The organism is Noviherbaspirillum sp. FW303-A3 (genome assembly GCF_058788695.1).
In genome coordinates this window covers 1,337,642-1,363,017 of record NZ_JBYTAZ010000001.1, presented here as the reverse complement: position 1 = coordinate 1,363,017, position 25,376 = coordinate 1,337,642, and the positions used below count along the sequence as shown (strand labels likewise).

Here is a 25,376-nt window from a genome sequence, read left to right as displayed (position 1 = left end):
TTGCTTTTGTAATTCCTGAAGGTTGTTCAGAAATGGATAAGGAAATCCTGCTTGCACAGCCGCGCGGCTTTTGCGCCGGCGTCGACCGTGCGATCGAAATCGTCGAGCGCGCCATTGCGGAATTCGGCGCGCCGATCTATGTGCGTCACGAGATCGTGCATAACGCCTATGTGGTCAACGACCTGCGTACCAAGGGAGCGATCTTCATCGAAGAGCTCGATGAAGTGCCTGCCGGGAATACGGTGATCTTTTCCGCGCACGGCGTTTCGAAAGCCGTCCAGCAAGAGGCGGAAGCGCGCGGACTGCGCGTCTTCGATGCTACGTGCCCGCTGGTGACCAAGGTGCATGTCGAGGTCGCCAAGATGCGCAGAGAAGGGCGCGAAATCATCATGATCGGCCACGACGGGCATCCTGAGGTGGAAGGCACGATGGGACAGGCGGAGGAGGGCATGTATCTGGTCGAAAATGTCGCAGATGTCGAGACGCTGCAGGTCTCCAATCCGGACATGCTCGCCTACGTCTCCCAGACCACGCTGTCCGTGGACGACACGGCTGACATCATTGCCGCGCTCAAGCGCCGTTTTCCCAGTATTTCCGAGCCGAAGAAGGGGGATATCTGCTACGCCACGACCAACCGCCAGGAAGCCGTCAAGTTCATGGCGCCGCAAGTGGAAGTGGTCGTGGTTGTCGGCAGCCCGAACAGCTCCAACTCCAACCGCTTGCGCGAGGTCGCTGAAAAGAAGGGCGCCGCCGCCTACATGGTCGATAACGCCGACCAGATCAATCCTGCCTGGATTGCAAATGCCGCCCGCATCGGTGTGACTGCCGGCGCCTCCGCCCCGGAGGTGCTGGTCCAGGCGGTCATCGACCGTCTCAAGGAACTCGGCGCAAAGAGTGTGCGCCCCCTGCCAGGCGTAGAAGAAAATGTGACTTTCCCCATGCCAAAAGGTTTGACGGCAGCACGCGCAGACTGAGCAATTGCCTGCTTCGGTGCGCGCAACACCCCGGAATTTAATTCAGACGGGTTCCCATATTTCCATCAATTGTTTTTTGCTTTCATCGTTATGATGCAGCCTGCAATGACAATGTCATTGCAGGTGCAAGCAGCACTGCCGCAGACATGGCCTCGAGAGCATATGCAAAGCGGCGGCGCATGCAGGGCGCAGCCAATGAAGCGTACTGACGAATCGCTCCGCAAATATTCAGGAAGTTTTTTGCATTTTTGAATATAAAGTAGATAACACGCGTCGCCATGTCAGAACGGCGCGAAGTGTTTGCAGAGTGGGCGGTGAGGGCGGCAGGGAACGCCAATCGTTGCAAGGGTTCCAACAGTTCGGTGGAATTGTTGTTGCTTTCGCAGCGATTTGCGTAAAGATGTCGCAATGAATGTTTCATATGAGAACAGGTTCGGTATAATGCCGCCCGGTTCAGGTGCGCTCAAAAGGCAACGCTTAACTAAAAAAGTTTTTTACCGAAGACGGCAAAGGAGACACGATCATGCGCATCCAGACCACCCCCGCTATTCGCATTTTCGCTGCGATTCTTTACAGATAAACAATGAATTTTCCATGCGGCACCTCGAGGCATTCCCCCGGGTGCCGTTTTTGTTATCTGAATCGAATTGCTGCGATTGCACATTGCTTCCCGCAATGAAGTTGCAGACCGATTTGAACGATCTTTATAGAGAGTAGGCAAACCATGGATACATTTATCCAACAAATCATCAACGGACTGGTGCTAGGCAGTATGTATGCGCTGGTCGCGCTCGGGTACACGATGGTGTACGGCGTTCTGAATCTGATCAACTTCGCGCATGGCGATGTGTTGATGATTGGCGCCATGATGGGCGTCACCATCCTCAAGATCCTGCAAACGGTCGCCCCCGACCTGCCCGGCATCGTCAAGCTGGGCATCGCGATTGTCGGCGCCATTCCGGTCTGCATCGTCGTCAATATCATCATCGAACGTGTCGCGTATCGCCGCCTGCGCAATGCGCCGCGCCTGGCCCCGCTGATCACGGCGATCGGCGTGTCGATCCTGCTGCAGACCTTCGCCATGATGATCTGGGGCCGCAGCCCGATCCCCTTCCCGCAGGTCATGCCGTCCGATCCATTCACCATTGGCGGCGCGCTGATTTCGCCGACGCAGGTCATGCTGCTCGTCCTCGCCACCGCCGCGATGATCGGACTGGTTCTCCTCGTCGAACGTACCCGCATGGGACGCGCGATGCGCGCCACCGCAGAGAATCCGCGCGTTGCCGGGCTCATGGGCGTCGACGCCAACAAGGTCATCGTGATGACCTTCGCGATCGGTGCGGCACTGGCTGCCGTCGCCGGCGTGATGTGGGGCGCCAACTATTCTTCCGCACAGTTCGCGATGGGCTTCGTTCCCGGCCTGAAGGCATTCTCCGCAGCGGTGCTTGGCGGTATCGGCAACATCTACGGTGCGATGGTCGGCGGCATCCTGCTCGGCCTGATCGAAAGCCTCGGCGCCGGCTACATCGGCGACCTGACCGGCGGCTTCCTCGGCAGCCACTACCAGGACATCTTTGCATTCGTCGTGCTTATCATCGTACTCACATTGCGTCCGTCCGGCATCATGGGTGAACGTGTTGCGGACCGTGCGTAAAGGAGACCTTCATGTCAACACTATTCGACGTTAAACAGAATCCGCGCAAGGCCTACACGAGCTTTGCCATCCTGGGCATCGTATTGATGGCCTTCCCCTTTATTGCCATGAACTTCGGCAATTCCTGGGTGCGCATCATGGACCTGGCGCTGCTGTATATCATGCTGGCGCTCGGCCTGAACATCGTGGTCGGCATGGCCGGCCTGCTGGATCTCGGTTACATCGCGTTCTACGCGCTGGGTGCCTACATGACCGGCCTGCTGGCATCGCCGCAGTTCGCAACGGTGCTCGAATCCTTCGTCAACCAGTACCCGATGATCGGTGAAGCGCTGACCTGGATGGTGGGAGAAGAAGCCGCGAAGAACGGCATCCATCTCTCGGTCTGGATGATCGTGCCGCTGGGCGCAGCCCTGGCAGCCTTCTTCGGCGCGCTGCTCGGTGCGCCAACCCTGAAGCTGCGCGGTGATTACCTCGCCATCGTGACCCTCGGTTTCGGCGAAATCATCCGTATCTTCATGAACAACCTGAATGCGCCGGTCAACATCACGAACGGTCCGCAGGGGATCAACCTGATCGACCCGATCCGCATCTTCGGCGTATCGCTCGCCGGCGAACCGGGATCGAATGCCACGGTGAAGTTCCTCGGCCTCTCCATGCCGTCCGTGAACGCGTACTACTTCCTGTTCCTGGCACTGTGCGGCGCGATCATCTTCATCTCCATTCGCCTGACGCATTCCCGTCTGGGCCGTGCATTCGTCGCGATCCGCGAAGACGAAATCGCTGCCAAGGCAATGGGCATCAACACCCGCAACATCAAGCTGCTCGCCTTCGCCATGGGCGCCTCCTTCGGCGGCATTTCCGGCGCAATGTTCGCTTCCTTCCAAGGCTTCATCTCGCCGGAATCGTTCTCGCTGATGGAATCGATCGCCGTGCTCGCGATGGTGGTGCTCGGCGGCATCGGCCACATTCCGGGTGTCGTGCTGGGTGGCGTCATTCTCGCTGCGCTGCCGGAAGTCCTGCGCCACGTCGTTGAACCGCTGCAGCGCAAGCTGTTCGGTGCCGTGCTGATCGACGCAGAAGTCCTGCGCCAGCTGCTGTACGGCCTGGCCATGGTCGTGATCATGCTGTACCGCCCGGCCGGACTGTGGCCGTCGCCGCAGCACGAAGACCGCATGGACGCCAATGCCAAGAAGCGTCACGACGAAAAAGAACCGGCGGCGCTGGCTGCATAAGGAACTTTCATGAGCGAACAAACCATTCTGAATATCGCAGGTGTCAACAAGCGCTTCGGCGGCCTGCAGGCGCTGTCGGACGTCAACGTCAAGATCATGCGCGGCCAGATTTACGGCCTGATCGGTCCGAACGGTGCCGGCAAGACAACGTTCTTCAATGTGATCACCGGCCTGTACCAACCGGACACCGGCAGCTTCGAACTGGCGGGCAAGCCGTATTCGCCGTCCGCGCCGCACGAAGTGGCCAAGGCCGGTATCGCGCGTACCTTCCAGAACATCCGCCTGTTTGGCGAGATGTCCGCCCTGGAAAACGTGATGGTCGGCCGTCACGTGCGTACCAAGCAGGGCGTGCTGGGCGCCGTGCTGCATCACAAGGCCGCACGCGAGGAGGAAGCATCGATCCGCCGTCGCGCCATGGAGCTGCTGGATTTCGTCGGCATTGCGCAATTCGCAAACCGCACCTCCAGGCATCTCTCCTACGGCGACCAGCGTCGCCTGGAGATTGCACGCGCACTGGCAACTGAACCGCAACTGCTGGCACTGGACGAACCGGCCGCCGGCATGAACGCGACCGAGAAGCTCGCGCTGCGCGAACTGCTGGTCAAGATCAAGGCGGAAGGCAAGACGATCCTGCTGATCGAACACGATGTGAAACTGGTGATGGGACTCTGCGACCGCCTCACGGTTCTGGACTACGGCAAACCGATTGCGGAAGGCGCACCGGCCGAGGTGCAAAAGAACCCGGCTGTGATCGAGGCATACTTGGGAGGGTCTCACTAATGAGCGAAAACATTCTGAAGATCAGCGGCCTGAAGATCGCCTACGGCGGCATCCAGGCAGTCAAGGGCGTCGATCTTGAAGTCAACAAGGGCGAGCTCGTCACGCTGATCGGCGCCAATGGCGCAGGCAAGACCACGACGCTCAAGGCCATCACCAACACGCTGCCGGGCTGCAAGGTCGAAGGACAGATCCATTACTCCGGCAGCCAGATCCAGGGCACCAAGTCGTTCGAACTGGTGAAGAACAAGCTGGCGATGGTGCCGGAAGGCCGCGGCGTGTTCACCCGCATGACCATCCTGGAAAACCTGATGATGGGCGCCTACATCCGCAACGACAAGGATGGCATCCAGGCCGACATCGACAAGTGGTTCGGCGTGTTCCCACGCCTGAAGGAACGTTCCGCACAGCTCGCCGGCACGCTGTCGGGCGGTGAGCAGCAGATGCTGGCGATGGCACGCGCATTGATGAGCCATCCGAAGCTGTTGCTGCTGGATGAGCCGTCGATGGGCCTGTCGCCGATCATGGTCGAGAAGATCTTCGAAGTGGTGCGCAACGTGTCGGCCCAGGGCGTGACCATCCTGCTCGTCGAGCAGAATGCGAAGCTGGCACTGCAGGCGGCGCACCGCGGCTACGTGATGGACTCCGGCCTCATCACCATGACCGGCAACGCCAAGGACATGCTCGACGATCCGAAGGTGCGCGAGGCTTACCTCGGCGAAGGCTGATGTAAAGCATCGCATCCGCGTCATCGAAACCGCCTTGCTCGATTGTTCGACAAGGCGGTTTTTCTTTGCGCCTGCCAGCTCCCGGCGCGCGTGTTTTAGCGATGGCATAATCAGGAAATAACAAGGAGCCCATCATGCAATTTGTCATTCCCCAACCAACTGTTGCTGCCGTTCCCGTTGCCGGCAGCGATGCCGTTTTTCCGGTCCATCGTATCTACTGCGTCGGGCGTAATTATGTCGAGCATGCAAAGGAAATGGGCGGTACCGGAAGGGAGGCGCCGTTCTTCTTCATGAAGCCTGCCGACGCCGTACTTCCGATTCCGCACGGTTCGGTCGGTGAGATGCCCTATCCGCCGATGACCGGCGACCTGCACCATGAAATCGAACTGGTTGTCGCCATCGGCAAGGGCGGCAAGAATATCGCGGCAGCGGACGCATTGCAGCACATCTGGGGTTATGCAGTCGGCCTCGACATGACGCGCCGCGACCTTCAGGGTGAAGCGAAGAAGCTGGGACGCCCGTGGTGTACCGGCAAGGGTTTCGATTTCTCCGCGCCCATCGCGCCGATCCATCCCGTTTCCGAAACCGGGCATTTCACAAAGGGCGAAATCCGCCTGGACGTGAACGGCGCAGGCCGCCAGAAGAGCGACGTCGAAAAACTGATCTGGAACGTGGCCGAGACGATCGAGCACCTGTCGAAGTTCTACGCGCTGCGTCCCGGCGACCTCATCTTCACCGGCACGCCGGAAGGCGTCGCGGCGGTGAAGCAGGGCGACCTCCTCGAAGGCGCGATTGCAGGCCTGGGCGAACTGAAGGTCAGGATCGTTTAAGTCATATAACAGGCCAGGAGCAATGGCATGAAACTGTACAGCTACTTCCGCAGTTCCGCGTCCTACCGCGTGCGTATTGCCCTGAACCTGAAGGGACTGCCTTATGAGGTGGTCCCTGTCCACCTGCTGCGCAACGGCGGTGAACAGTTCAGCCCGGAGTACCGGAAACTGAATCCGGACGCGCTGGTACCGGCGCTGGTGGACGAAGTCGACGGCGAGGAGAGGGCGCTCACACAATCGCTTGCCATCATCGAGTATCTCGACGAGACGCATCCGTCGCCGCCGCTGCTGCCGCAAGACCCGCTCGACCGCGCGCATGTGCGTGGCATCGCACTCTCGATCGCCTGCGACATCCATCCGATCAACAATCTCCGCGTGCTGCGCTACCTCGTCCGTAACCTGAAGGTCAGCGAGGACGACAAGAACGCGTGGTACAGGCACTGGTGCGAGCAGGGACTGGCGGCACTGGAAGCGACACTGTCGCGCGACAGTCGCACCGGCCGGTTCTGCTACGGCGACATGCCGACGCTCGCGGATTGTTGCCTTGTCCCGCAGATTGCCAATGCCCAGCGATTGAATTGCGACCTGTCCGCAATGCCGACCGTCATGCGGATCAATGACGCCTGCCTCGCCCTGGAGACGTTTGCGAAGGCGGCGCCGGCGAACCAGCCAGACGCCGAGTAGCTTTCATGGAAAGGACGGCAATGCCCGATGCATGCCGCCCTTGAAGATCATCCCGCCTTGTATGCAATCACGGCCTGGCGCTGCTCGCCGAGGCCATCGATTCCCAGCACAAGTTCATCGCCGCGCTTCAGGAACAGCTGCGGCTTCATGCCCATGCCAACGCCGGGCGGTGTGCCGGTGGTGATGATGTCGCCGGGCATGAGGGTCATGAAGCGGCTGACGTAGCTGACAATCTTCGCGACAGAAAAAATCATGGTCCGTGTATTGCCCGACTGGACGCGCTTGCCGTTCAGGTCGAGCCAGAGTTCCAGTCGTTGCGGATTCGGCACTTCATCGCGCGTCACCAGCCACGGGCCGACGGGGCCGAAGGTATCGCAGCCCTTGCCCTTGTCCCATTGCGATCCGCGCTCCAGCTGGTACTCGCGTTCGGAGACGTCGTTCACGATGCAATAGCCTGCAACATGGGAAAGCGCGTCTTTCTCGCTGACCGAGCGCGCGACGGTCCCGATCACGACACCGAGCTCGACTTCCCAGTCGGTCTTCTTCGAGCCTTTGGGCAGCATGATGTCATCGTTGGGGCCGGACAGGCACGAGGTCGCCTTCATGAACACGATCGGCTCCTTCGGGATCGGCATGCCGGCCTCTGCCGCATGGTCGGAGTAGTTCAAGCCGATACCGATGAACTTCCCCACCCCGCTCACGGGAACACCGCGCCGCGGATTGCCGCGTACGAGGGGCAGTGATTCAGGTTTGATCTTCGCGATCCGGGCCAGCGCCTTGTCGGAAAGCTGCTCGGCCCCGATGTCATCCACCACGCCGGACAGATCGCGCAGCCTGCCCTGTTCGTCGATCAATCCGGGTTTTTCCTTGCCGATGCGGCCGTAGCGCGCCAGTTTCATGCAATCTCCTTGATGGTTTCCGTAGGGAATGGTTTGGAGTTTGCAATATAGGGGCTGCGCGCATGCTTGTCCATGTCGCAGTGAGGCCCCTTACAAGCCTGTGTCGCTGATGCGCTTGGCTTCGGAGAGTTCGTCAAACAGGTGAGCCCGGGCTTCTTTCGTGCAGTCGCTGAATTGCGGATCCTGCATGCGGCGGCATCGCGCAATCGTTGCCCGGAAGACGGCATGAGCCTCTCTTTCCAACGCACGGTATTGTGCGTGCGAGGATGCATCCCTGATCACCTGCATCGTCTCCACATAGGTGTCGCCGGTCCGTTCGACCTGGGCAAGTATGCTGGAAAGGCAAATCGTCCCGAAGGCAAGCGATGCCAGCATTTTCCATAAGCGAATCACGCGATCTCCTCCTGGAGGCGGGAACGGTTATCGGGGGAATCGGGTGCAAAGGAAGGGGCAATGGTCAGCGGAATCGGCCATCACGAACGGCATTCTGGAGCATCGTACTCGCGGGCGCCGGTCTCAGTGTGGACGAGGCGTTGTTACAGCACCAGGAATACCGGCGACACGCCATGCCGGCATGGCGCCTTCCATCGACATGATCACGAACGGGATTTTCATCTTTGACCTCCTTCTGAAAAGCAGACTGGTGACCGCTTTCCAGATCGTTAGGTTGACCCCGGCGCGCAAAGTTTCGGGCTGCGGCTATCCGTTGCCCCGTACACTGCATTGCGTGCCTTGAATTTCGTCAATATGAAAAAACTTATGAAAATCATGTACATGCACTGCATTCGGGACACTTGTCCACAGAGTTGGCCACAGTTTATGTGAGTAACACTGCCCTAACGTGGGTCAGGCGGGATGATGAGCTTGCCGAGCAGGTTGAGACGCTTGGATACTTCGGATACGCCTTCAGGGAAATCCGCCTGCTCGGTTGTCTCCGCAGGCGAGGATTCGATGGGTTCCTCAAGGGATAGGGCAGGGGAGCCTTGCTTCTGGTTTGGTGTCGTCGGCATGTGTAACTCTGTTGAAAGTGAACAGAGTCATATTACTGCCGAGGGGGGCTCATGCCTTGAGCTTGGTCATTGGCTACCAAGAGGCACTGCGGGTTGTAACGAGGTTTAACGACTCCAGACGGTGCCAGTCCAGCCTGGCCCGCCAACTTGCGACTCGGCAGCGTTTCCGGAGCGGAGCCGCTGCCGCGGGCCGTGGCCGTGTGGAGACCGTCGAAAACCCGGGCCGGATTGTATGTGCATGTTGAACGAGGGCGCCGGGGCAATATAGACCGGTGGCGCTGCATACACCTGCGGGACGGTGTACACCGGTGCGGGTGCGGGAACCGCATAGTAAGCGGGAGGCGTGGAGTAGTAAGTGACCGGCCCATGGCTGTATTCCGTCGCGGTTACACGGTATCCCGGTTGCGATTCATACGTCGCGCAACCCGTCAGCAGCATGGCGAGTGTGAGGGCGGATGGTGCAAGCAGTCTGGTCATGATTCGGATTCTCCCACTCCTGATTATAGGAAGCCTGCAGTACCAGCGAGCGAAAGTTACCCGTGGTTACACTTTCATCAGGGGGGAAGGGCGCGGGGGCGAAAGAAGGGGAATTGGTCCCGCCGACAGGAATCGAACCTGTATCTAGCGCTTAGGAGGCACTCGTTCTATCCATTGAACTACGGCGAGACGCTTGACCGGCTGCATGGCAGCCAAGGCAGGATTATAGCCGAGACGGACGCGCCAAATGATCTTTCCGTTATCGCGAGTCGGTACAATGCATGCTTCTTCTCTCATTTCGGCTGTCCGGACCTTCGTCGGCGCCGTCAACGACCTTATCTATGGCAGTCATTTCCCTTACCAATGCCCAGCTCGCTTTTGGGCATGTCGCCCTGCTTGACCATGCAGAATTTTCCCTTGAAGCCAGCGAGCGCGTCGGCCTGATCGGCCGCAACGGCACCGGCAAGTCCTCCCTCCTGAAAATCATCTCCGGTACATCGAAGCTCGATGACGGCCTGCTCGTCATGCAGCAGGGACTCAAGATTGCCTATGTCGAGCAGGAGCCTGCGTTCGAGGAGGGAGCGAGCGTGTTCGACGCCGTCGCGGCGGGGATGGGCGGCACACAACAGCTTCTCGACGAGTACAACGACCTGACGGCCCGGCTCGGCGGCCATGAAGACGACGCACTGATGGAACGGATGCACGCACTGCAGGCGAAACTCGATGCCGCCGACGCGTGGAACCTCGGCAACCGTGTGGAAACCATTCTCGCGCGGCTGAATCTCGACAAGGATGCTGTGATCGGCACACTGTCCGGCGGCACGCAGAAGCGCGTCGCACTTGCGCGTGCACTGGTCGGTGCGCCGGACGTCCTGCTGCTCGACGAGCCGACCAATCACCTCGATTTCAATTCCATCATCTGGCTGGAAGCCTTGCTGCGCGAATACAAGGGCAGCATCCTGTTCATCACGCACGACCGATCCTTCCTCGACAACGTCGCGACCCGCATCGTGGAACTCGATCGCGGCCGGCTGCTCTCCTTCCCCGGGAATTTCAGCACCTACCAGGCGCGCAAGGCCGAGCTGCTGGAAATCGAGGCAGTCGAGAACGCCAAGTTCGACAAGTTCCTCGCGCAGGAGGAGGTGTGGATTCGCAAGGGCGTCGAAGCGCGGCGCACCCGCAACGAGGGGCGCGTGCGCCGTCTCGAGGAATTGCGCGTCAAGCGCAGTGTCCGCCGGGATCAGCAGGGGCAGGTGAGGCTGGATGTGTCGGAGGGAGAACGCTCCGGGAAGATCGTCGCCGAGCTGACCGATATCCATAAAAGTTACGGCGACAAGACCATCGTGCGCGACTTCAGCGCCACCATCCTTCGCGGCGACAAGGTTGGCCTGATCGGCCCGAACGGCGCCGGCAAGACGACGCTGCTCAAGCTGATCCTCGGCGAGGAGGCCCCCGATGCGGGCACGGTGCGGCAGGGAGCGCGGCTGCAGGTTGCCTATTTCGACCAGATGCGCACGCAATTGAACGAAGAGGCCAGCCTCGCGGACACCATTTCGCCGGGCAGCGACTGGGTTGAAATCAATGGCCAACGCAAGCATGTGATGAGCTATCTCGGCGATTTCCTCTTCGCGCCGGAACGCGCGCGCTCGCCGGTCAAGTCGCTCTCCGGCGGCGAGCGCAACAGGCTGCTCCTCGCGCGCCTGTTCGCCCGTCCGGCCAATGCCCTCGTGCTGGACGAACCGACCAACGACCTCGACATCGACACGCTCGAACTGCTCGAAGAATTGCTGGAGGACTACAGCGGGACGGTGTTCCTTGTCAGTCACGACCGCATGTTCCTCGACAACGTGGTCACGCAAGTCATCGTCGCCGAAGGCGATGGCCTGTGGCGCGAATATGTCGGCGGCTATACCGACTGGGAGCGTGTGCGCGCAGCAAGCCAGCAGGGCGTACCGGCAAAGCAGGCGGCCAAACCGGACAGCAAGCCTGCCGACAAGCCCGCCGCGCAGAAATCAAAGAAACTGAGCTACAAGGAGCAGCGCGAACTGGAAACGCTGCCGGGCCTGATCGCCGCCCTCGAGGTAGAGCAGAAAACCATATCGGAGCAGCTTGCCGATCCGGAACTGTACCGCCAGCGGCCGGACGAGGTGCAAAAGCTCAACGCGCGCTTTGCCGAAATCGACGAGCTGCTGATGGAAAACCTCGAAAAATGGGAAGCGATCGAAGCGAAGGCGAAAGGCTGAGCCGGTTTCAGTTCATGCGGCGGCAGGCTTCGCGCAGTTCGGGAAGCTTGCCGCGCAGTACGTCCGCATCCGGCGCATAGGGGCGCTCTTCGAGGTAGGCCTCAAGGTCGGCCAGCGCCGCCTGCGGGCATTCCAGGTTCGCATAGGCGAGACCGCGGTCGCGCCGTTCGGTAATCTCGTCGGGAAGCAGGATGAGCAGGCGCTGCTGCACACCCAGCACCCGTTGCCAGCGCATGTGCTCGACGAACAGGGCTTTCAGGTTGCGCAGCATGCGCACGAGGATTTCCCGCGGATGCGCGGCATGCAGGTAGTAGGACAGCGGAATCGCGCCCGGATAACTGTGTTGCTCGAAGTAGGGTTCGAGCCGCTCCTCGAGTTCTTCTCGCGACAGGCTCACGCCATTGAACGGGTCCAGCACGATATCGCCCGACTGGATCGACAGCTTCATCAGGAAATGGCCGGGGAAGGAAATACCCTTCACATCCAGTCCGATCTGTTGCGCCAGCTCCATGTACAGGACAGCGAGCGAAATCGGAATGCCGCGCCGTGTGGTGATAACGCGGTGCAGGTAGCTGTTGTCCGGGTCGTAATAGTCGTTCACGTTCCCGGCGAAGCCGAGTTCGCGATAGAAAAAGTGATTGAGCATGCGCAGCTTCTGCACGCTGGAGGCATCGGGGGCGAGGCGTCGCTGGAGCCTTGCCGCCAGCATGTCAACTTCCGCTTGCGTGGCCGCCAGGTCGAGTTGCGGATCGACGTCCTGTGCGATGGCGAGCGCCGCTTCGAAGAGTGGAATGGATTCGTCCTCCTGCACGAGCGACGCGAAGTAATCGAGGGATTTGATCACCATACAATGACCATCATAAACCATGCCGCAGCCAATAAAAGGGCGGCACGGCAAAGCAGGGGATAAATTTGGCCGCCGGGAACTTCCTCAGGCCTCGACCCGCTTGAAGTCGCGGAAGCGGAATCCCATCGCAATCAGGGCGCCGAAATAGGTGATTCCGCAGGCAAACATGACAAGTGTCAGCGCGCCGACCCGTTGGAGCGGCCGGTCCTGCATGGCGATCCAGTCGAAATGTCCCGCCGTCCAGAGCGCGACGCCGGCAAGCAGGAATAGCGCCCCGGTCAGTTTCACCAGGAAAAGCCCCCATCCGGGGAGGGCTTCATAGATGCCCTTGCGGCGCAGGCCCCAGTACAGGAAAGCGGCATTCAGGCAGGCGCCGACGCCCACCGACAGTGCCAGCCCTGCATGGGCGATCCAGGGGACGAACAGCAGGTTCATCAATTGCGTCGCGATCAGCACGCCGATGCCGATCTTGACCGGTGTGCGGATGTCCTGCTTGGCGTAGAAGCCGGGAGCCAGGATCTTGACGACAATCAGGCCGATCAGGCCCACACCGTAAGCGATCAGCGCGCGCCCGGTCATGGTGACCGCCTGCGGGTCGAACTTGCCGTAATGAAAGAGCGTGGTAGTGAGTGGCACGGACAAGGTCAGCAGCCCGACCGCCGAAGGCAGGGCGAGCAGGAAGGTCAGCCGCAGGCCCCAGTCGAGCAGGGAGGCGTATTCGGTGTGGTTGCCTTCGGAGTGCGCCTTGGCCAGGCTGGGTAGAAGAATGGTGCCCAGAGCGACGCCCAGCAAGGCGGTCGGGAATTCCATCAGGCGATCGGCATAGGAGAGCCACGAAACGCTGCCGTTTTCCAGCCGGGAGGCAATATTGGTGTTGATGATGACGCTGATCTGCGCGACCGACACGGCGAGGATGGCGGGTACCATCTGCTTCAGGACGCGACGGACGCCGGCGTCGGACAGCGCGGCCTTCACATTGATGCCCACGCGCGGCAGCATGCCGATCTTGCGCAGTGCCGGAACCTGGATCGCAACCTGCAGGACGCCGCCCACCACGACCGCCAGTGCCAGCGCATAGACCGGCTGCTCCATGTGCGGCGCAACCAGCAGCGATGCCGCGATGAAGGAGAGGTTGAGCAGGACCGGTGTGAATGCCGGAACCCGGAACTGGCGCCAGGTATTCAGGATGCCGCCGGCTAGCGCGACGAAGGCCATGAACCCGATGTACGGAAACATGATGCGCGTCATGACGACCGAGGACGCAAACGCCTCCGGGTCGGATTTCAGGCCGGTGGCGATGAAATAGACGATAATCGGTGCCCCAGCGATACCGAGCAGGCAGGTCAGGACCAGCGCCCAGACCAGTACGGTCGCCACATGGTCGGCGAGGTCCTTGGTGGCGGCCTCTCCCTTCTGGTTCTTGTATTCCGCAAGGATCGGCACGAACGCCTGCGAAAATGCCCCCTCGGCGAACAGCCGGCGCAACAGGTTGGGGATGCGAAAGGCGACGAAAAAGGCGTCGGTGTAGGCGGAGGCGCCGAAGGCGCGGGCAATCAGCAGCTCGCGCAGCAGCCCGGTTATCCGCGACAGCATGGTCATGCCGGAGACGGTTGCCAGCGTTTTGTGGAGTTTCATGGGCCGCAATTATAGCCGCTCGCCATCCCGCAGCCGGGCGACATCGGCGCTCCTTTGCGCCGGCGCAGTGAGGGCAGGGCGGGCATTTCGGGCAAAAATGCGCCAAACCGCTGAATCCATTGCCCATTTCCCAAAAAGGACGTTATAATCCTCAGCTTTACAGAATTTCGTATCGCATCCCGCGAACGCAGCCCGATTTCGAATTAGGAAATATACATGGCAAATACCGCACAGGCGCGCAAGCGTGCTCGTCAAGCAGTCAAGCAAAACGCTCACAACTCCAGCCAGCGTTCCACGCTGCGCACGGCGATCAAGGCCGTCCGCAAGGCGATCGGTGCAGGCGACAAGGCAGCAGCCGCGCAAGTATTCCAGGCTTCCGTTTCGACGATCGACCGTATCGCCGACAAGAAGATCATCCACAAGAACAAGGCAGCTCGCCACAAGAGCCGCCTGGCCGCTGCCCTGAAGGCACTCGCAGCCTAAGTTCGAGTGTGGCCGCCGCGTCAGGCGCGGTGGCAGCAAGGAACAAAAAAACCCGCGAAGCTTCGGCTTCGCGGGTTTTTGTCGTTTCTGCGGTTTTGCAGTCGCCTTAGCGCGGCAAGCCCTCGATGGTCGCGCCCGGCTTGATGTTCTTCTGCCGGAACCACCCCAGGTTCATTTCCAGCGCGTAGTGGACCGGCTTCTTCGCGCAATGCGAGGTCGTCGTCTGCGGCTGCATGTCTTCAATGTTGATAATCTTTCCATGCTCGTCGAGGAAGGCGACGGACAAGGGAATGAGTGTGTTCTTCATCCACATGCACACGGAGGCCGGTGCGTGAAACAGAAAGACCATGCCTTCGTTCGCTCCCATCTTCTCCCGGTGCATCAAGCCTTGCTGCCTCTCGGCGTCGGTGGTGGCAACCTCGGCCCGGATCACATGCATGCCTGCAGTCAGTGAAACAACGGGAAACTTCATGGGCTGCTGGGCGGCGGCAAGCGGACTGGCGATTGCCAGCAGCATGGCGATCGACGAAATCAGGGGGCGAACGGTCATGGGTGTGTTGAAAAGCTATTGAAGGGGAGAGCATAAAACAAGAAAGGCAGGACGCGCCTGCCTTTCTTGCAATACATTGCGCCGGTTATTTGGCGGCAGCAGCCTTCTTGGCCTTCTTGGCTTTCTTCATCTTCTTGGCCTTGGGGGCCGGGGCATCAGCAGAAGCAGCCGGAGCGGCGGCCGGTGTTGCCGGCGTAGCCGGAGCAGCAGCGTGGCTGGCAGCGAAGGAGGCGGAGGCGAACAAACCAGCAACGAGAGCAGCAATCAGTTTCTTCATTTTTTATCCTTCATGTTCGATGTTGTAGAAAACCATGATTCTTGCGAATCAATGTGTTTAACGATCCACTTCGGGAATGGTTGACAGGCGAGTTCGAAAGGGATGTCTGCCCAGTTCCGAGGAGGGCGGGGCGCAAAAATTGCCGAGCCGTCAATGGAGTTGTTATGATCCAGACTTTTGCGCGGCCCCAAGCCGGCAATTGCTACCCCGGACCTCCATGAATCCACGCTTTTTCGCAGCGCTACTGGCGCTGTCGTCCTGGACGACGCTCGCCGATGCCGTCCCTTATCTGCCCAAATCGGACGCGCAAGTACTGGAACGGCTGCCATTCAAGCCCAATGATCCGGTCGCGCGTGAACTCTCGCAACTTCGCGCGGCCCTGCGCCGCGACCCGCGCAACCTCGAGGCTGCGGTAGCCCTCGCCAATCGATACTACGGGATGGTGGGCGAAGAGGGGGATCCGCGCTATCTCGGCTACGCGCAGGCTGCGTTGGCGCCTTGGTGGGACTTGCCGGCGCCGCCGGTCTCCGTGCAAGTGCTGCGGGCCAGCATCCGCCAGTTCCGCCATGACTTTGCGGGAGCGGTCGATGACCTCGGCCAGGCGCTGGAGCGCGACCCGCGCAACGTTCGTGCGCTCGCTTTGCGCGCGATCATCCACATCGTCCAGGCTCGCTATCCGCAGGCGCGCATCGACTGCCAGGCACTGCGCCGGGTCGGTAGTCCGCTGGTCGGCTTTGGCTGCGAGTCGATGGTGGACGGCTTGACCGGCAAGGCAGTGCCGGCCTATGCGGCGTTGAGTGCGGCTGTGGCAAGGAGCGTCGATATTGCGCCGCAAGACATGCTGTGGCTTCAGATTCGCCTTGCCGAGCTGGCGCAACGCCAGGGACGTGACGACCTGGCGGAATCCCACTTCCGGCAGGCGATGGAGCTGGGCATCCCCGATACCTTCCTGCTCGCTGCGTATTCCGACCTCTTGCTCGACAAGAAACGGTATGCGGAAGTCGTCACGCTTCTCAAGGACAAGGCCCGCTCCGACGTGCTGTTGCTGCGTCTTGTATTTGCCGAGCGGGCACTCGGCTTGCCGACCGCAAAGGAGCGCGAGACAGCCCTCGCGGCCCGTTACGCGGCGTCGCAACTGCGCGGTGAAACCGTCCACCAGCAGGAAGAGGCGCGATTCGAGCTCGAGATCAGGAACAATGTGAAGAAGGCGCTGGCGCTTGCCCAGGAAAACTGGAAAGTGCAGCGCGAGCCGAGGGATGCCCGGATCTATCTTGAGGCAGCCCTTGCCGCGAAAGATGCCGCAGCGGCGCAACCGGTGCTGCAATGGCTGGAGGAAAGCGGAATTGAAGATGCGTATCTGGGCGATCTGGGGCGCCAGCTGAAGGGAATGCGCAAATGATCGCGCGCCTGCTCCTGCAGATCGCATTCTTGTTGCTTGCCTTGCCCGCACAGGCGCACAAGCCGAGCGACAGTTACCTTGTGCTTTCAGTGGATGGCGCTGCGGTCAGTGGGCAATGGGACATCGCCCTGCGCGACCTGGATTTTGCCATCGGCCTTGATGCCAATGGTGACGCCGAGATCACCTGGGGAGAAGTGCGGGCCAGGCATGCCGACATTGCAGCCTATGCCTTGCCGCGGCTGGCCATTTCTGCAGCCGGAAAGCCATGCCCGGCGAGGGTGACCGGACATCTGATCGACGACCATACCGACGGTGCGTACGCAGTCCTTCGCTTCCATGCGGACTGCAGCGAAGCATCCGGCAACCTGCAGGTGCGCTACGGATTGTTTTTCGATCTCGACCCGCAGCACAAGGGACTGCTGCGCCTGGAATACCAGGGAAGCTCCAGCACCGCCATCTTCAGCCCGGAGAAGGCTGCCCAGGATTTCAGCCTCACCGCGCCGAGCAAATGGGCGCAGTTTGCAGACTACCTGCAAGAGGGTATCTGGCATATCTGGATCGGTTTCGACCACATCCTTTTCCTGCTGGCCCTGCTGCTGCCTGCGGTTGTGCTGCGCGCCCGCTACGGCTGGCAGGCAGTGGATGCCTTCCGCCCGGCGTTCTGGAACGTGTTCAAGATCGTCACGTCATTTACCGTCGCCCACTCGATTACCTTGTCGCTGGCGACGCTCGGCCTCATCAGCCTGCCGTCACGGCTGGTTGAATCGGTCATCGCCGCTTCGGTTGTCATCGCCGCGCTGAACAATGTCTTCCCGATCTTCAGCGAGCGCCGGTGGGCGATGGCGTTTGCATTTGGACTCGTTCACGGCTTCGGCTTTGCCAGCGTTCTGGCCGACCTCGGATTGCCTTCGGATGCGCTGATCCTTGCGCTGGTCGGTTTCAATGTCGGTGTCGAGCTCGGACAACTGGCGATCGTGGCCGTGTTCCTGCCGCTGGCCTATGCCCTGCGCCGCACGGTGTTCTACCGGCGGCTGGTGCTTCTTGGCGGCTCCTCGCTGATTGCGCTGCTGGCGGGTGTCTGGTTTGTCGAGCGGGTATTCGACCTGAAGTTGCTGCCGTTCTAATCCAGTTCCAAGGGCGAGACTTCGCGCGTCTCGCCCGGCCACACAGGATGCGTGGCCAGCGAGAACGGCCCGATCGCAATCCGCACCAGCCGAAGCGTCGGCAGCCCTACCGCCGCAGTCATGCGACGAACCTGCCGGTTCTTCCCCTCCGATAGGGTAATCGCCAGCCAGCTTGTCGGCTTGTTCTCACGATGACGGATCGGAGGATCACGCTCCCATAGCCAGTCCGGTGTTTCGATCTCGCTGACCTTGCACCTTTGTGTCACGAAGTCGCCCAGGTCCAGCGGCGCAGCCAGCCGCTCGAGCGTCGCGGCATCCGGTGCTCCTTCTACCTGCACGATGTACGTCTTGGGCTGCTTGCTGTCCGGATGGCTGATGCGATGCTGCAATTTCCCGTCGTCGGTGAGCAGCACCAGGCCTTCGCTGTCGGCGTCCAGCCGGCCGGCGGGGTAGATGCCGGGGATGCCGACATAGTCTGCAAGTGTCTGCCGCGCGGGATGAGGCGAGAACTGGCACATCACCTGGAACGGCTTGTTGAACAGAAAAAGCGCCATGCAATCTCGCAAAGGGTAATCGGGGTCAAGGAGGCCGTATTTTACGCTTTGAATGTGCCGGAATTTGGAGCTAATCTGGTAGGCGTCGCAGCTGGACCCTCCCATCGTATTGTCGAACGCGTTTCCGCTTGCCTGGAAGCGTGTTGACGTTTTTGCACGAATGTTGACGAAAGTAAAAACTATGGCATCCAGTAAAATACTAGTGCATAATACGAAATGTGGTCTTATGTCTTATATAAGACCGGTGCTTCGCTTTAAAACAAAAATTTAAAGTCAGGAACGGTCTTCCCTTTTCCTCCCCAACCCCCCGGAGCCTACGATGTATCAACATATCAAAGTGCCTGCCGACGGCAAAAAAATTACTGTCAATGCCGATTTCTCCCTGAACGTTCCCGACAATCCGATCATTCCCTACCTGGAAGGTGACGGCACGGGCGTGGACATCTCCCCGGTGATGATCAAGGTTGTTGACGCTGCCGTCGCCAAGGCATACGGCGGTAAGCGCAAGATCAGCTGGATGGAAATTTTCGCAGGCGAAAAGTCGACCAAGGTCTACGGCCCGGATGTGTGGCTGCCGGAAGAGACCCTGCAGGTACTGAAGGACTATGTTGTTTCGATCAAGGGCCCGCTGACGACCCCGGTCGGCGGCGGCATCCGTTCGCTGAACGTCGCGCTGCGCCAGGAACTCGACCTGTACGTCTGCCTGCGCCCCGTGCGTTACTTCAAGGGCGTGCCTTCGCCGGTGCGTGAGCCGGAAAAGACCGACATGGTCATCTTCCGTGAAAACTCCGAAGACATCTATGCCGGTATCGAATGGCAGGAAGGCTCCGACGGCGCCAAGAAGATCATCGATTTCCTGATCAAGGAAATGGGCGTCAAGAAGATCCGCTTCCCGGGCACTTCCGGTATCGGCGTCAAGCCGGTGTCGCGCGAAGGCACCGAGCGCCTGGTGCGCAAGGCGATCCAGTACGCGATCGACAACGACAAGCCGTCCGTGACCATCGTCCACAAGGGCAACATCATGAAGTACACCGAAGGTGGCTTCCGTGACTGGGCCTACGCGCTGGCACAAAAGGAATTCGGCGCCGAGCTGATCGACGGCGGCCCGTGGTGCAAGTTCAAGAATCCGAAGACCGGCAAGGAAATCACGGTCAAGGATTCGATCGCTGACGCGTTCCTGCAGCAGATCCTGCTGCGTCCGGCAGAGTACAGCGTGATCGCCACGCTGAACCTGAACGGCGACTACATCTCCGACGCGCTGGCTGCGCAGGTCGGCGGTATCGGTATCGCTCCGGGCGCCAACCTGTCCGACTCCGTCGCGATGTTCGAAGCCACCCACGGCACCGCACCGAAGTATGCAGGCAAGGACTACGTGAACCCGGGTTCGCTGATCCTGTCCGCTGAAATGATGCTGCGCCACATGGGCTGGGTTGAAGCGGCTGACCTGCTCATCACCTCGATGGAGAAGTCGATCACCTCGAAGAAGGTGACCTACGACTTCGCTCGCCTGATGGACGGTGCAACGCAAGTCTCCTGCTCCGGCTTCGGCGAAGTGATGATCTCGAACATGTAATTCGAGCAGGGCAAGACAAGAAAGGCCGGACAATGTCCGGCCTTTCTTTATGGTGCGACGCTTACTTGATCTGCGTCTGCTCGAGTGCGAAACGGATCAGGTCTGCCTGCCCTTCGATGCCGAGCTTGCGCTTGATGTTAAGACGATGGGTCTCCACGGTACGCACGCTCAGGTTCATCTCGCGCGCAATGTGTTTGTTCGACTTGCCCGTCGCGATGCATTGCAGGACTTCGCGTTCGCGCGGCGTCAGCAGCATGGCGGGAGGCATGGGGCGGGAAAGCTGCTTGGCCAGGCCGGCGCTGTAGTAAATGCCGCCGGACATGACCGTGTCGATCGCCGTGATGATATCGAGGGCCGGCGCGTCCTTCAGCACGTAGCCGCGGGCGCCTGCCTGGATCGCCTGCATCACGTACTCTGCCTTGTCATGCATGCTGAGCATGAGCACCGCGATTTCGGGAAACAAGGTATTGAATCGTCCGGTCAGTTCGATGCCGTTCATTCCACCCGCAAGATTGATGTCCATCAGCACCAGGTCGACGTTCTGCTTGCCGGCCTGCTCCAATGCTTCGGTGGCATTGCCGGCCTCGGCGACGACCGTGAAGTGCGGAATGGTTTCAAGTCGTGCGCGCAACCCGTCCCGCACAAGGGGATGGTCGTCGATCAGGAGGATGTGGACAAAGGGCTGGGTAAGCATAGCGTTCAGGAACGAGGTAGGGTTGCTGTGACTTGCGTGCCCTCGGTGGATGAGAGCAGTTCGAGTTTGCCGCCGATGGCGTTGACGCGTTCGTGCATGTTGCGAAGTCCGATGCCTCGCTTTGGATGCTGGGATATGCCTGCAACGTCGAAACCGATCCCGTTGTCCGACACGACCAGCTTTACGTCCGTCTTGTCGCCTGTGAGGCGCACGACCACATTCGAGGCGTTTGCATGGCGCTTGATGTTGGTAAGTGTCTCTTGCGCAATTCTGAAAAATACGGTGTTCGCCACGTCGGTCAAGCCGTCTATCGCGCCGTCGGTCTCGAACTTTGTGGCGATGCCGGTGTTCTCGCAAAATTCGCGTGTCAGGTGGTCAAGTGCCGCCGCGAGGCCGAGGTCATCGAGAAGGGCAGGGCGAAGGTCGTGCGAGATGCGCCTGACTTCACCCAGGACATCGTTGAGCTGGTTTGCCGCCCGGTCGAACGATGCGCGCGCGACTTCAGGCTTGTTCGATTGGGCAAGGAGTTTGGCAATGCCGGATTCAACCTGCAGCTTGATCGACACCAGCCACTGGCTGATGCCGTCGTGCAAGTCGCGCGACAGGCGGGCGCGTTCTTCTTCCTGGGAGCGCACGACGCGCTGGGCCAGCGCACGCAGCTTGGCGTCGGCCACCCGGTATTCGCTGATATTGAGTGCTAGGCCGGAGAGTGCGATGACCAGGACGCTGGCGATCGCGATACCGGCGATCCACAGCATCGTGTTACGGATATTTCCCGAGATTTGCGTGTCTATCTTCGCCAGCGCTGCATCCACGTCGTCGAGATAGATGCCGGTACCCAGCATCCAGCCCCAGCGATCCATCTGGATGACGTAGCCCAGTTTGGGGGCAACCTTGCCGGAGGATGGTTTCTCCCAGAGGTAGCGGACGTAGCCGCCGCCCGCCTTTGCCTGTGCGATAAGGCGCTGGATCGTCGGGCTGCCCTTGGTGTCGCGCAGCTCCCATAGGTCGCGGCCGACGAGTTGCGGCTGGCGAGGGTGCATCAGGTTCCTGCCCTCGAGGTTATACAGGAAGAAATAGCCGTCGTCGCCGTAATCAAGTTTGGCGAGAATGGCCTTGGCCTCATTTTTTGTCGCTTCGTCATCGCGGCCGGAATCGTAAAGATGCGCGATCGATCGCTCGGCCAGGGAAACGTAGTGCTTGAGTTCAGCTTCCTTGCTTGCGAGATAGGCGGCTTCGACGGATGCGCGCTGTTGCTGCGCGAGGATGGTTGCCTGGTACTGCACTGCGAATGCAATCGCGATCAGCGCCACGATGAGGGGCGCAATCGCAAGGACGATAATCTTTTGCCGGAGTTTCATTGGGCGTTACTTTACAGCTATTTCTACAACTGGCGGCCAAGAGCTTGTACGGAAGCAGTCGCCAAGGTGTAAATACTACCTGCTTGCAAAGGACGCCTGAAGCTTTGCAGATGATGAGCGCGGGCGAAAAAAAACCCCGCTCTGCGGGGTTTTCCGTGCTCTTGCCAATCGCGGGTGATTAGGCGCCCTGGATATTGGAAGCTTGCTTGCCTTTCGGGCCTTGCGTGACTTCGAACTGAACCTTTTGACCTTCTTTGAGAGTCTTGAAGCCGTTCATCTGGATTGCGGAAAAGTGGGCGAACAAATCTTCACCGCCGTCATCCGGAGTGATGAATCCGAAGCCTTTCGAATCGTTGAACCACTTGACGGTACCTGTTGCCATAAAAGCGTCTTTCATTAATGACTAATCACACGAGCCGTAAAAGCAAGAAGCCTCGCGACACGCTGCCCCCTCTTTATAACTTGCTCACTTCTGTATTGACAATACCATAACGCCTGTGTTGTCAATCGATACCATTGTTCCTTCAAAAATTATAAAAGTCAAGGCAGTGTCAAGGCGTTTTTTGACATATTACAAGGAATTTGCACATGAATACGCCTTGATTTCGCGCTTTTCAGCATCATCTGCGCTTTGAGCAGAAAAGGGCTAATATCAATATACAGACGGAATATCCTTTTCTTTCGTGCACCGCGCGAAGTTGAACGCTTTAGAATAGACGAATGGCAACTCAGCACGATAACGGTACGGTACTTGCTAGACAAGAGCAGAAGCTCAAGCCTCCGCCGATGTACCAGGTCCTGCTTTTAAACGATGACTACACGCCGATGGAGTTTGTCGTAGCGATCATTCAGGAGTACTTCAACAAGGATCGGGAGACCGCGACGCAGATCATGCTCAAGGTACACCGTGACGGTAAAGGAATGTGTGGAGTCTATCCAAAAGACATAGCGTCCACTAAAGTAGAATTAGTTTTAACCCACGCTCGAAAAGCAGGGCATCCCTTGCAATGCGTGATGGAGGAAGCATGATTGCGCAGGAACTGGAAGTAAGTTTGCACATGGCGTTCGTCGAGGCTCGCCAGGCCCGCCATGAGTTCATCACAGTGGAGCACCTGCTGCTTGCGCTGCTCGACAATCCGTCGGCGGCCGAGGTGCTGCGTGCATGTGCAGTCAATATAGAAGACCTGCGCAAGACGCTGACCAATTTCATTAACGACAACACGCCGACCGTGCCGGGTACGAGCGAAGTGGACACGCAGCCGACGCTCGGCTTCCAGCGCGTGATCCAGCGCGCGATCATGCACGTGCAGTCCGCATCCAACGGCAAGAAGGAGGTCACCGGCGCGAACGTGCTGGTGGCGATCTTCGGTGAAAAAGATTCCCATGCCGTGTATTACTTGCACCAGCAAGGTGTGACGCGCCTCGATGTGGTGAATTTCATTTCCCACGGCGTGCGCAAGGACCAGCAGGCGGATCCGCAGAAAGCGCCGGAAGGCAGCGAGGAAGCCCAGGCCGAAGGCCAGCAGAAGGAAAGCCCGCTCGACCAGTTCACCCAGAACCTGAACAAGCTGGCTGCCGAAGGCAAGATCGATCCGCTGATCGGCCGCGAATCCGAAGTGGAGCGCGTCATCCAGACGCTGTGCCGCCGCCGCAAGAACAACCCGCTGCTCGTCGGCGAAGCTGGTGTTGGTAAAACCGCAATAGCGGAAGGCCTCGCATGGCGTGTTACCCAGGGCGACGTGCCCGAAGTGCTGCAGAACGCGGTGGTGTATTCGCTCGACATGGGCGCACTGCTCGCGGGCACCAAGTATCGCGGCGATTTCGAGCAGCGCCTGAAGGCGGTGCTGAAGCAGTTGCGCGACAACCCGCACGGCATCCTGTTCATTGACGAGATCCACACCATCATCGGAGCAGGTTCCGCCTCCGGCGGCACGCTCGATGCGTCCAACCTGCTGAAGCCGGCGCTGTCCTCCGGCCAGCTCAAGTGCATCGGCGCGACCACGTACACGGAATTCCGCGGTGTGTTCGAGAAGGATCATGCGCTGTCCCGTCGCTTCCAGAAGATCGATGTGACCGAGCCGACCGTCGAGCAGACCGTGCAGATCCTGCGTGGCCTGAAGTCGCGCTTCGAGGAGCATCACGGCGTGAAGTATTCTGCTTCCGCTCTGACCTCCGCGGCGGAACTGGCCGCACGCTTCATCAACGACCGTCACCTGCCTGACAAGGCGATCGACGTGATCGACGAAGCAGGCGCGGCGCAGCGCATCCTGCCGAAGTCGAAGCAGAAGAAGACCATCGGCAAGTCCGAGATCGAGGACATCATCTCGAAGATCGCGCGCATTCCTCCGCAGACGGTCAACCAGGACGATCGCACCAAGCTGCAGACAATCGACCGCGACCTGAAGAACGTGGTGTTCGGCCAGGACCCGGCAATCGAAGCACTCGGTTCCGCGATCAAGATGGCGCGTGCCGGCCTGGGCAAGATGGACAAGCCGATCGGCTCCTTCCTGTTCTCCGGTCCGACGGGTGTCGGCAAGACCGAAGTCGCGAAGCAGCTGGCCTTTATCCTCGGCATCGAGCTGATCCGCTTCGACATGTCCGAATACATGGAGCGTCATGCGGTCTCTCGCCTGATTGGCGCGCCTCCGGGCTACGTCGGTTTCGACCAGGGTGGCTTGCTGACCGAGGCGATCACCAAGAAGCCGCATGCGGTGCTGCTGCTCGACGAGATCGAGAAGGCGCACCCGGATATATTCAATATCCTGCTGCAGGTGATGGACCACGGCACGCTGACCGACAACAATGGCCGCAAGGCAGACTTCCGCAACGTGATCATCATCATGACCACGAACGCGGGCGCCGAAAGCCTGCAGAAGCGTTCGATCGGCTTTACCGAGAAGAAGGAAGCGGGCGACGAGATGGCGGACATCAAGCGCATGTTCACGCCGGAGTTCCGCAACCGTCTCGACGGCATCATCAGCTTCAAGGCGCTCGACGAAGACATCATCCTGCGCGTGGTGGACAAGTTCCTCATGCAGCTGGAAGAGCAGCTCCACGAGAAGAAGGTGGATGCCGTCTTCACCGAGAACCTGCGCAAGTTCCTCGGCAAGAAGGGTTTCGACCCGCTCATGGGCGCGCGTCCGATGTCCCGCCTGATCCAGGACTTGATCCGCAAGGCGCTGGCCGACGAACTGCTGTTCGGCCGCCTCGTTTCCGGCGGCAAGGTGACGGTGGACCTCGACGAGAACGAGCAGATCAAGCTCGACTTCGCCGAAGGCGATGCGCCGCCGCCGTCCGCGCCGGAAGAGACGCTGGAAGTCGAATAAGCGTTAGCGCCGCAATCAGGAGCCCGAACCCATGCAAGTGGGTTC

General features: G+C 59.9%; 27 protein-coding genes and 1 tRNA gene. 14 read left to right on the top strand and 14 right to left on the bottom strand.

Features of this window, described 5'->3' with window-relative positions; translation table 11 throughout:
• The first annotated feature begins 32 nt into the window (after window positions 1–32).
• Window positions 33–974: a 4-hydroxy-3-methylbut-2-enyl diphosphate reductase gene (gene ispH / locus AC3WOY_RS06645; protein WP_492421981.1), complete on the top strand. Its 942-nt coding sequence runs from the start codon at window positions 33–35 to the stop codon at window positions 972–974.
• A gap of 88 nt (window positions 975–1,062) precedes the next feature.
• Here ispH and AC3WOY_RS06640 read toward each other — a convergent pair whose 3' ends face one another.
• A complete protein-coding gene (locus tag AC3WOY_RS06640; RefSeq protein WP_492421979.1) occupies window positions 1,063–1,395 on the bottom strand; it encodes a hypothetical protein in 333 nt (110 codons plus the stop codon).
• Between the two features lie 303 nt (window positions 1,396–1,698).
• Here AC3WOY_RS06640 and AC3WOY_RS06635 point away from each other — a divergent pair, with 303 nt between their 5' ends.
• The 6 genes from AC3WOY_RS06635 to maiA all read left to right on the top strand — a co-directional run bounded on the left by AC3WOY_RS06635 (window position 1,699) and on the right by maiA (window position 6,879).
• Window positions 1,699–2,628, top strand: coding sequence for a branched-chain amino acid ABC transporter permease (locus AC3WOY_RS06635; protein ID WP_492421977.1), 930 nt, complete (start codon window positions 1,699–1,701; stop codon window positions 2,626–2,628).
• 11 nt (window positions 2,629–2,639) lie between these two features.
• Window positions 2,640–3,860, top strand: coding sequence for an ABC transporter permease subunit (locus AC3WOY_RS06630; protein ID WP_492421974.1), 1,221 nt, complete (start codon window positions 2,640–2,642; stop codon window positions 3,858–3,860).
• A gap of 9 nt (window positions 3,861–3,869) precedes the next feature.
• A complete protein-coding gene (locus tag AC3WOY_RS06625) occupies window positions 3,870–4,640 on the top strand; it encodes an ABC transporter ATP-binding protein (RefSeq protein WP_492421972.1) in 771 nt (256 codons plus the stop codon).
• Entirely contained in the window at window positions 4,640–5,365 is a 726-nt protein-coding gene (locus tag AC3WOY_RS06620; protein ID WP_492421970.1) for an ABC transporter ATP-binding protein, read from the top strand. Before AC3WOY_RS06625 ends, AC3WOY_RS06620 begins: the two co-directional genes overlap by 1 nt.
• A 134-nt stretch (window positions 5,366–5,499) precedes the next feature.
• The gene (locus AC3WOY_RS06615) at window positions 5,500–6,195 is read left to right on the top strand and encodes a fumarylacetoacetate hydrolase family protein (protein ID WP_492421968.1); all 696 of its coding nucleotides are present in this window, start codon (window positions 5,500–5,502) and stop codon (window positions 6,193–6,195) included.
• 27 nt (window positions 6,196–6,222) lie between these two features.
• On the top strand, window positions 6,223–6,879 hold the full coding sequence (gene maiA, locus AC3WOY_RS06610; protein ID WP_492421966.1) for a maleylacetoacetate isomerase: 657 nt from the start codon (window positions 6,223–6,225) through the stop codon (window positions 6,877–6,879).
• Window positions 6,880–6,926: 47 nt separating this feature from the next.
• Here maiA and AC3WOY_RS06605 read toward each other — a convergent pair whose 3' ends face one another.
• The 5 genes from AC3WOY_RS06605 to AC3WOY_RS06585 form a co-directional block, all read right to left on the bottom strand.
• The gene (locus tag AC3WOY_RS06605) at window positions 6,927–7,778 is read right to left on the bottom strand and encodes a fumarylacetoacetate hydrolase family protein (protein WP_492421964.1); all 852 of its coding nucleotides are present in this window, start codon (window positions 7,776–7,778) and stop codon (window positions 6,927–6,929) included.
• Window positions 7,779–7,868: 90 nt separating this feature from the next.
• On the bottom strand, window positions 7,869–8,171 hold the full coding sequence (locus AC3WOY_RS06600; RefSeq protein WP_492421962.1) for a hypothetical protein: 303 nt from the start codon (window positions 8,169–8,171) through the stop codon (window positions 7,869–7,871).
• Window positions 8,172–8,614: 443 nt separating this feature from the next.
• Window positions 8,615–8,788, bottom strand: a complete 174-nt coding sequence (locus AC3WOY_RS06595; RefSeq protein WP_492421960.1) for a hypothetical protein — start codon at window positions 8,786–8,788, stop codon at window positions 8,615–8,617.
• 105 nt (window positions 8,789–8,893) lie between these two features.
• On the bottom strand, window positions 8,894–9,265 hold the full coding sequence (locus AC3WOY_RS06590; RefSeq protein ID WP_492421958.1) for a hypothetical protein: 372 nt from the start codon (window positions 9,263–9,265) through the stop codon (window positions 8,894–8,896).
• Between the two features lie 114 nt (window positions 9,266–9,379).
• Window positions 9,380–9,454: transfer RNA gene (locus tag AC3WOY_RS06585), tRNA-Arg, on the bottom strand.
• A gap of 152 nt (window positions 9,455–9,606) precedes the next feature.
• Between AC3WOY_RS06585 and AC3WOY_RS06580 the strand changes: the two genes are divergently transcribed.
• Entirely contained in the window at window positions 9,607–11,508 is a 1,902-nt protein-coding gene (locus tag AC3WOY_RS06580) for an ATP-binding cassette domain-containing protein (RefSeq protein WP_492421956.1), read from the top strand.
• Window positions 11,509–11,515: 7 nt separating this feature from the next.
• Here the strand turns inward: AC3WOY_RS06580 and AC3WOY_RS06575 are convergent, their stop codons facing one another.
• Both AC3WOY_RS06575 and murJ read right to left on the bottom strand, forming a co-directional pair.
• Window positions 11,516–12,355 carry a SirB1 family protein gene (locus tag AC3WOY_RS06575; RefSeq protein ID WP_492421954.1) on the bottom strand — a complete coding sequence of 280 codons (840 nt, stop codon included), beginning with the start codon at window positions 12,353–12,355 and terminating at the stop codon, window positions 11,516–11,518.
• Window positions 12,356–12,439: 84 nt separating this feature from the next.
• Window positions 12,440–13,990, bottom strand: a complete 1,551-nt coding sequence (murJ, locus tag AC3WOY_RS06570) for a murein biosynthesis integral membrane protein MurJ (RefSeq protein ID WP_492421952.1) — start codon at window positions 13,988–13,990, stop codon at window positions 12,440–12,442.
• A 216-nt stretch (window positions 13,991–14,206) separates the two neighbouring features.
• Between murJ and rpsT the strand changes: the two genes are divergently transcribed.
• Complete coding sequence (gene rpsT / locus AC3WOY_RS06565) at window positions 14,207–14,473, top strand: 30S ribosomal protein S20 (RefSeq protein WP_420476642.1); 267 nt, start codon at window positions 14,207–14,209, stop codon at window positions 14,471–14,473.
• Window positions 14,474–14,579: 106 nt separating this feature from the next.
• Here rpsT and AC3WOY_RS06560 read toward each other — a convergent pair whose 3' ends face one another.
• Window positions 14,580–15,023: a DUF192 domain-containing protein gene (locus AC3WOY_RS06560; RefSeq protein ID WP_492421950.1), complete on the bottom strand. Its 444-nt coding sequence runs from the start codon at window positions 15,021–15,023 to the stop codon at window positions 14,580–14,582.
• An 85-nt stretch (window positions 15,024–15,108) separates the two neighbouring features.
• On the bottom strand, window positions 15,109–15,300 hold the full coding sequence (locus AC3WOY_RS06555) for a hypothetical protein (protein WP_492421948.1): 192 nt from the start codon (window positions 15,298–15,300) through the stop codon (window positions 15,109–15,111).
• 217 nt (window positions 15,301–15,517) lie between these two features.
• On the opposite strand from AC3WOY_RS06555, the gene AC3WOY_RS06550 reads away from it, so the two are divergent.
• Entirely contained in the window at window positions 15,518–16,699 is a 1,182-nt protein-coding gene (locus AC3WOY_RS06550) for a tetratricopeptide repeat protein (protein ID WP_492421946.1), read from the top strand.
• Window positions 16,696–17,823, top strand: a complete 1,128-nt coding sequence (locus AC3WOY_RS06545; protein WP_492421944.1) for a HupE/UreJ family protein — start codon at window positions 16,696–16,698, stop codon at window positions 17,821–17,823. Before AC3WOY_RS06550 ends, AC3WOY_RS06545 begins: the two co-directional genes overlap by 4 nt.
• On the opposite strand, the gene AC3WOY_RS06540 is transcribed toward AC3WOY_RS06545, so the two are convergent.
• Complete coding sequence (locus AC3WOY_RS06540; RefSeq protein WP_492421942.1) at window positions 17,820–18,377, bottom strand: pseudouridine synthase; 558 nt, start codon at window positions 18,375–18,377, stop codon at window positions 17,820–17,822. The genes AC3WOY_RS06545 and AC3WOY_RS06540 overlap by 4 nt on opposite strands.
• A 319-nt stretch (window positions 18,378–18,696) precedes the next feature.
• Between AC3WOY_RS06540 and icd the strand changes: the two genes are divergently transcribed.
• Window positions 18,697–19,950 (top strand): NADP-dependent isocitrate dehydrogenase, encoded by a 1,254-nt coding sequence (gene icd / locus AC3WOY_RS06535; protein ID WP_492421940.1) that lies wholly within the window; start codon window positions 18,697–18,699, stop codon window positions 19,948–19,950.
• A gap of 61 nt (window positions 19,951–20,011) precedes the next feature.
• Here the strand turns inward: icd and AC3WOY_RS06530 are convergent, their stop codons facing one another.
• From AC3WOY_RS06530 to cspE, 3 genes are all read right to left on the bottom strand, one after another.
• Window positions 20,012–20,644 carry a response regulator transcription factor gene (locus tag AC3WOY_RS06530; RefSeq protein ID WP_492421938.1) on the bottom strand — a complete coding sequence of 211 codons (633 nt, stop codon included), beginning with the start codon at window positions 20,642–20,644 and terminating at the stop codon, window positions 20,012–20,014.
• A 5-nt stretch (window positions 20,645–20,649) separates the two neighbouring features.
• Window positions 20,650–22,005 carry a cache domain-containing protein gene (locus AC3WOY_RS06525; protein ID WP_492421936.1) on the bottom strand — a complete coding sequence of 452 codons (1,356 nt, stop codon included), beginning with the start codon at window positions 22,003–22,005 and terminating at the stop codon, window positions 20,650–20,652.
• A gap of 178 nt (window positions 22,006–22,183) precedes the next feature.
• A complete protein-coding gene (cspE, locus tag AC3WOY_RS06520; protein WP_088710311.1) occupies window positions 22,184–22,387 on the bottom strand; it encodes a transcription antiterminator/RNA stability regulator CspE in 204 nt (67 codons plus the stop codon).
• A 338-nt stretch (window positions 22,388–22,725) separates the two neighbouring features.
• Between cspE and clpS the strand changes: the two genes are divergently transcribed.
• Both clpS and clpA read left to right on the top strand, forming a co-directional pair.
• Window positions 22,726–23,034, top strand: coding sequence for an ATP-dependent Clp protease adapter ClpS (clpS, locus tag AC3WOY_RS06515; protein ID WP_088710310.1), 309 nt, complete (start codon window positions 22,726–22,728; stop codon window positions 23,032–23,034).
• Complete coding sequence (clpA, locus tag AC3WOY_RS06510; protein ID WP_492421933.1) at window positions 23,031–25,331, top strand: ATP-dependent Clp protease ATP-binding subunit ClpA; 2,301 nt, start codon at window positions 23,031–23,033, stop codon at window positions 25,329–25,331. The genes clpS and clpA overlap by 4 nt, the downstream gene beginning before the upstream one ends.
• Window positions 25,332–25,376 lie beyond the last annotated feature (45 nt).

Coding starts and splice junctions, on each gene's coding strand:
- ispH (WP_492421981.1), top strand. CDS start 33: ATGGATAAGGAAATCCTGCTTGCACAGCCGCGCGGCTTTTGCGCCGGC.
- AC3WOY_RS06640 (WP_492421979.1), bottom strand. CDS start 1,395: ATGAAACATTCATTGCGACATCTTTACGCAAATCGCTGCGAAAGCAAC.
- AC3WOY_RS06635 (WP_492421977.1), top strand. CDS start 1,699: ATGGATACATTTATCCAACAAATCATCAACGGACTGGTGCTAGGCAGT.
- AC3WOY_RS06630 (WP_492421974.1), top strand. CDS start 2,640: ATGTCAACACTATTCGACGTTAAACAGAATCCGCGCAAGGCCTACACG.
- AC3WOY_RS06625 (WP_492421972.1), top strand. CDS start 3,870: ATGAGCGAACAAACCATTCTGAATATCGCAGGTGTCAACAAGCGCTTC.
- AC3WOY_RS06620 (WP_492421970.1), top strand. CDS start 4,640: ATGAGCGAAAACATTCTGAAGATCAGCGGCCTGAAGATCGCCTACGGC.
- AC3WOY_RS06615 (WP_492421968.1), top strand. CDS start 5,500: ATGCAATTTGTCATTCCCCAACCAACTGTTGCTGCCGTTCCCGTTGCC.
- maiA (WP_492421966.1), top strand. CDS start 6,223: ATGAAACTGTACAGCTACTTCCGCAGTTCCGCGTCCTACCGCGTGCGT.
- AC3WOY_RS06605 (WP_492421964.1), bottom strand. CDS start 7,778: ATGAAACTGGCGCGCTACGGCCGCATCGGCAAGGAAAAACCCGGATTG.
- AC3WOY_RS06595 (WP_492421960.1), bottom strand. CDS start 8,788: ATGCCGACGACACCAAACCAGAAGCAAGGCTCCCCTGCCCTATCCCTT.
- AC3WOY_RS06590 (WP_492421958.1), bottom strand. CDS start 9,265: ATGACCAGACTGCTTGCACCATCCGCCCTCACACTCGCCATGCTGCTG.
- AC3WOY_RS06580 (WP_492421956.1), top strand. CDS start 9,607: ATGGCAGTCATTTCCCTTACCAATGCCCAGCTCGCTTTTGGGCATGTC.
- AC3WOY_RS06575 (WP_492421954.1), bottom strand. CDS start 12,355: ATGGTGATCAAATCCCTCGATTACTTCGCGTCGCTCGTGCAGGAGGAC.
- murJ (WP_492421952.1), bottom strand. CDS start 13,990: ATGAAACTCCACAAAACGCTGGCAACCGTCTCCGGCATGACCATGCTG.
- rpsT (WP_420476642.1), top strand. CDS start 14,207: ATGGCAAATACCGCACAGGCGCGCAAGCGTGCTCGTCAAGCAGTCAAG.
- AC3WOY_RS06560 (WP_492421950.1), bottom strand. CDS start 15,023: ATGACCGTTCGCCCCCTGATTTCGTCGATCGCCATGCTGCTGGCAATC.
- AC3WOY_RS06555 (WP_492421948.1), bottom strand. CDS start 15,300: ATGAAGAAACTGATTGCTGCTCTCGTTGCTGGTTTGTTCGCCTCCGCC.
- AC3WOY_RS06550 (WP_492421946.1), top strand. CDS start 15,518: ATGAATCCACGCTTTTTCGCAGCGCTACTGGCGCTGTCGTCCTGGACG.
- AC3WOY_RS06545 (WP_492421944.1), top strand. CDS start 16,696: ATGATCGCGCGCCTGCTCCTGCAGATCGCATTCTTGTTGCTTGCCTTG.
- AC3WOY_RS06540 (WP_492421942.1), bottom strand. CDS start 18,377: ATGGCGCTTTTTCTGTTCAACAAGCCGTTCCAGGTGATGTGCCAGTTC.
- icd (WP_492421940.1), top strand. CDS start 18,697: ATGTATCAACATATCAAAGTGCCTGCCGACGGCAAAAAAATTACTGTC.
- AC3WOY_RS06530 (WP_492421938.1), bottom strand. CDS start 20,644: ATGCTTACCCAGCCCTTTGTCCACATCCTCCTGATCGACGACCATCCC.
- AC3WOY_RS06525 (WP_492421936.1), bottom strand. CDS start 22,005: ATGAAACTCCGGCAAAAGATTATCGTCCTTGCGATTGCGCCCCTCATC.
- cspE (WP_088710311.1), bottom strand. CDS start 22,387: ATGGCAACAGGTACCGTCAAGTGGTTCAACGATTCGAAAGGCTTCGGA.
- clpS (WP_088710310.1), top strand. CDS start 22,726: ATGGCAACTCAGCACGATAACGGTACGGTACTTGCTAGACAAGAGCAG.
- clpA (WP_492421933.1), top strand. CDS start 23,031: ATGATTGCGCAGGAACTGGAAGTAAGTTTGCACATGGCGTTCGTCGAG.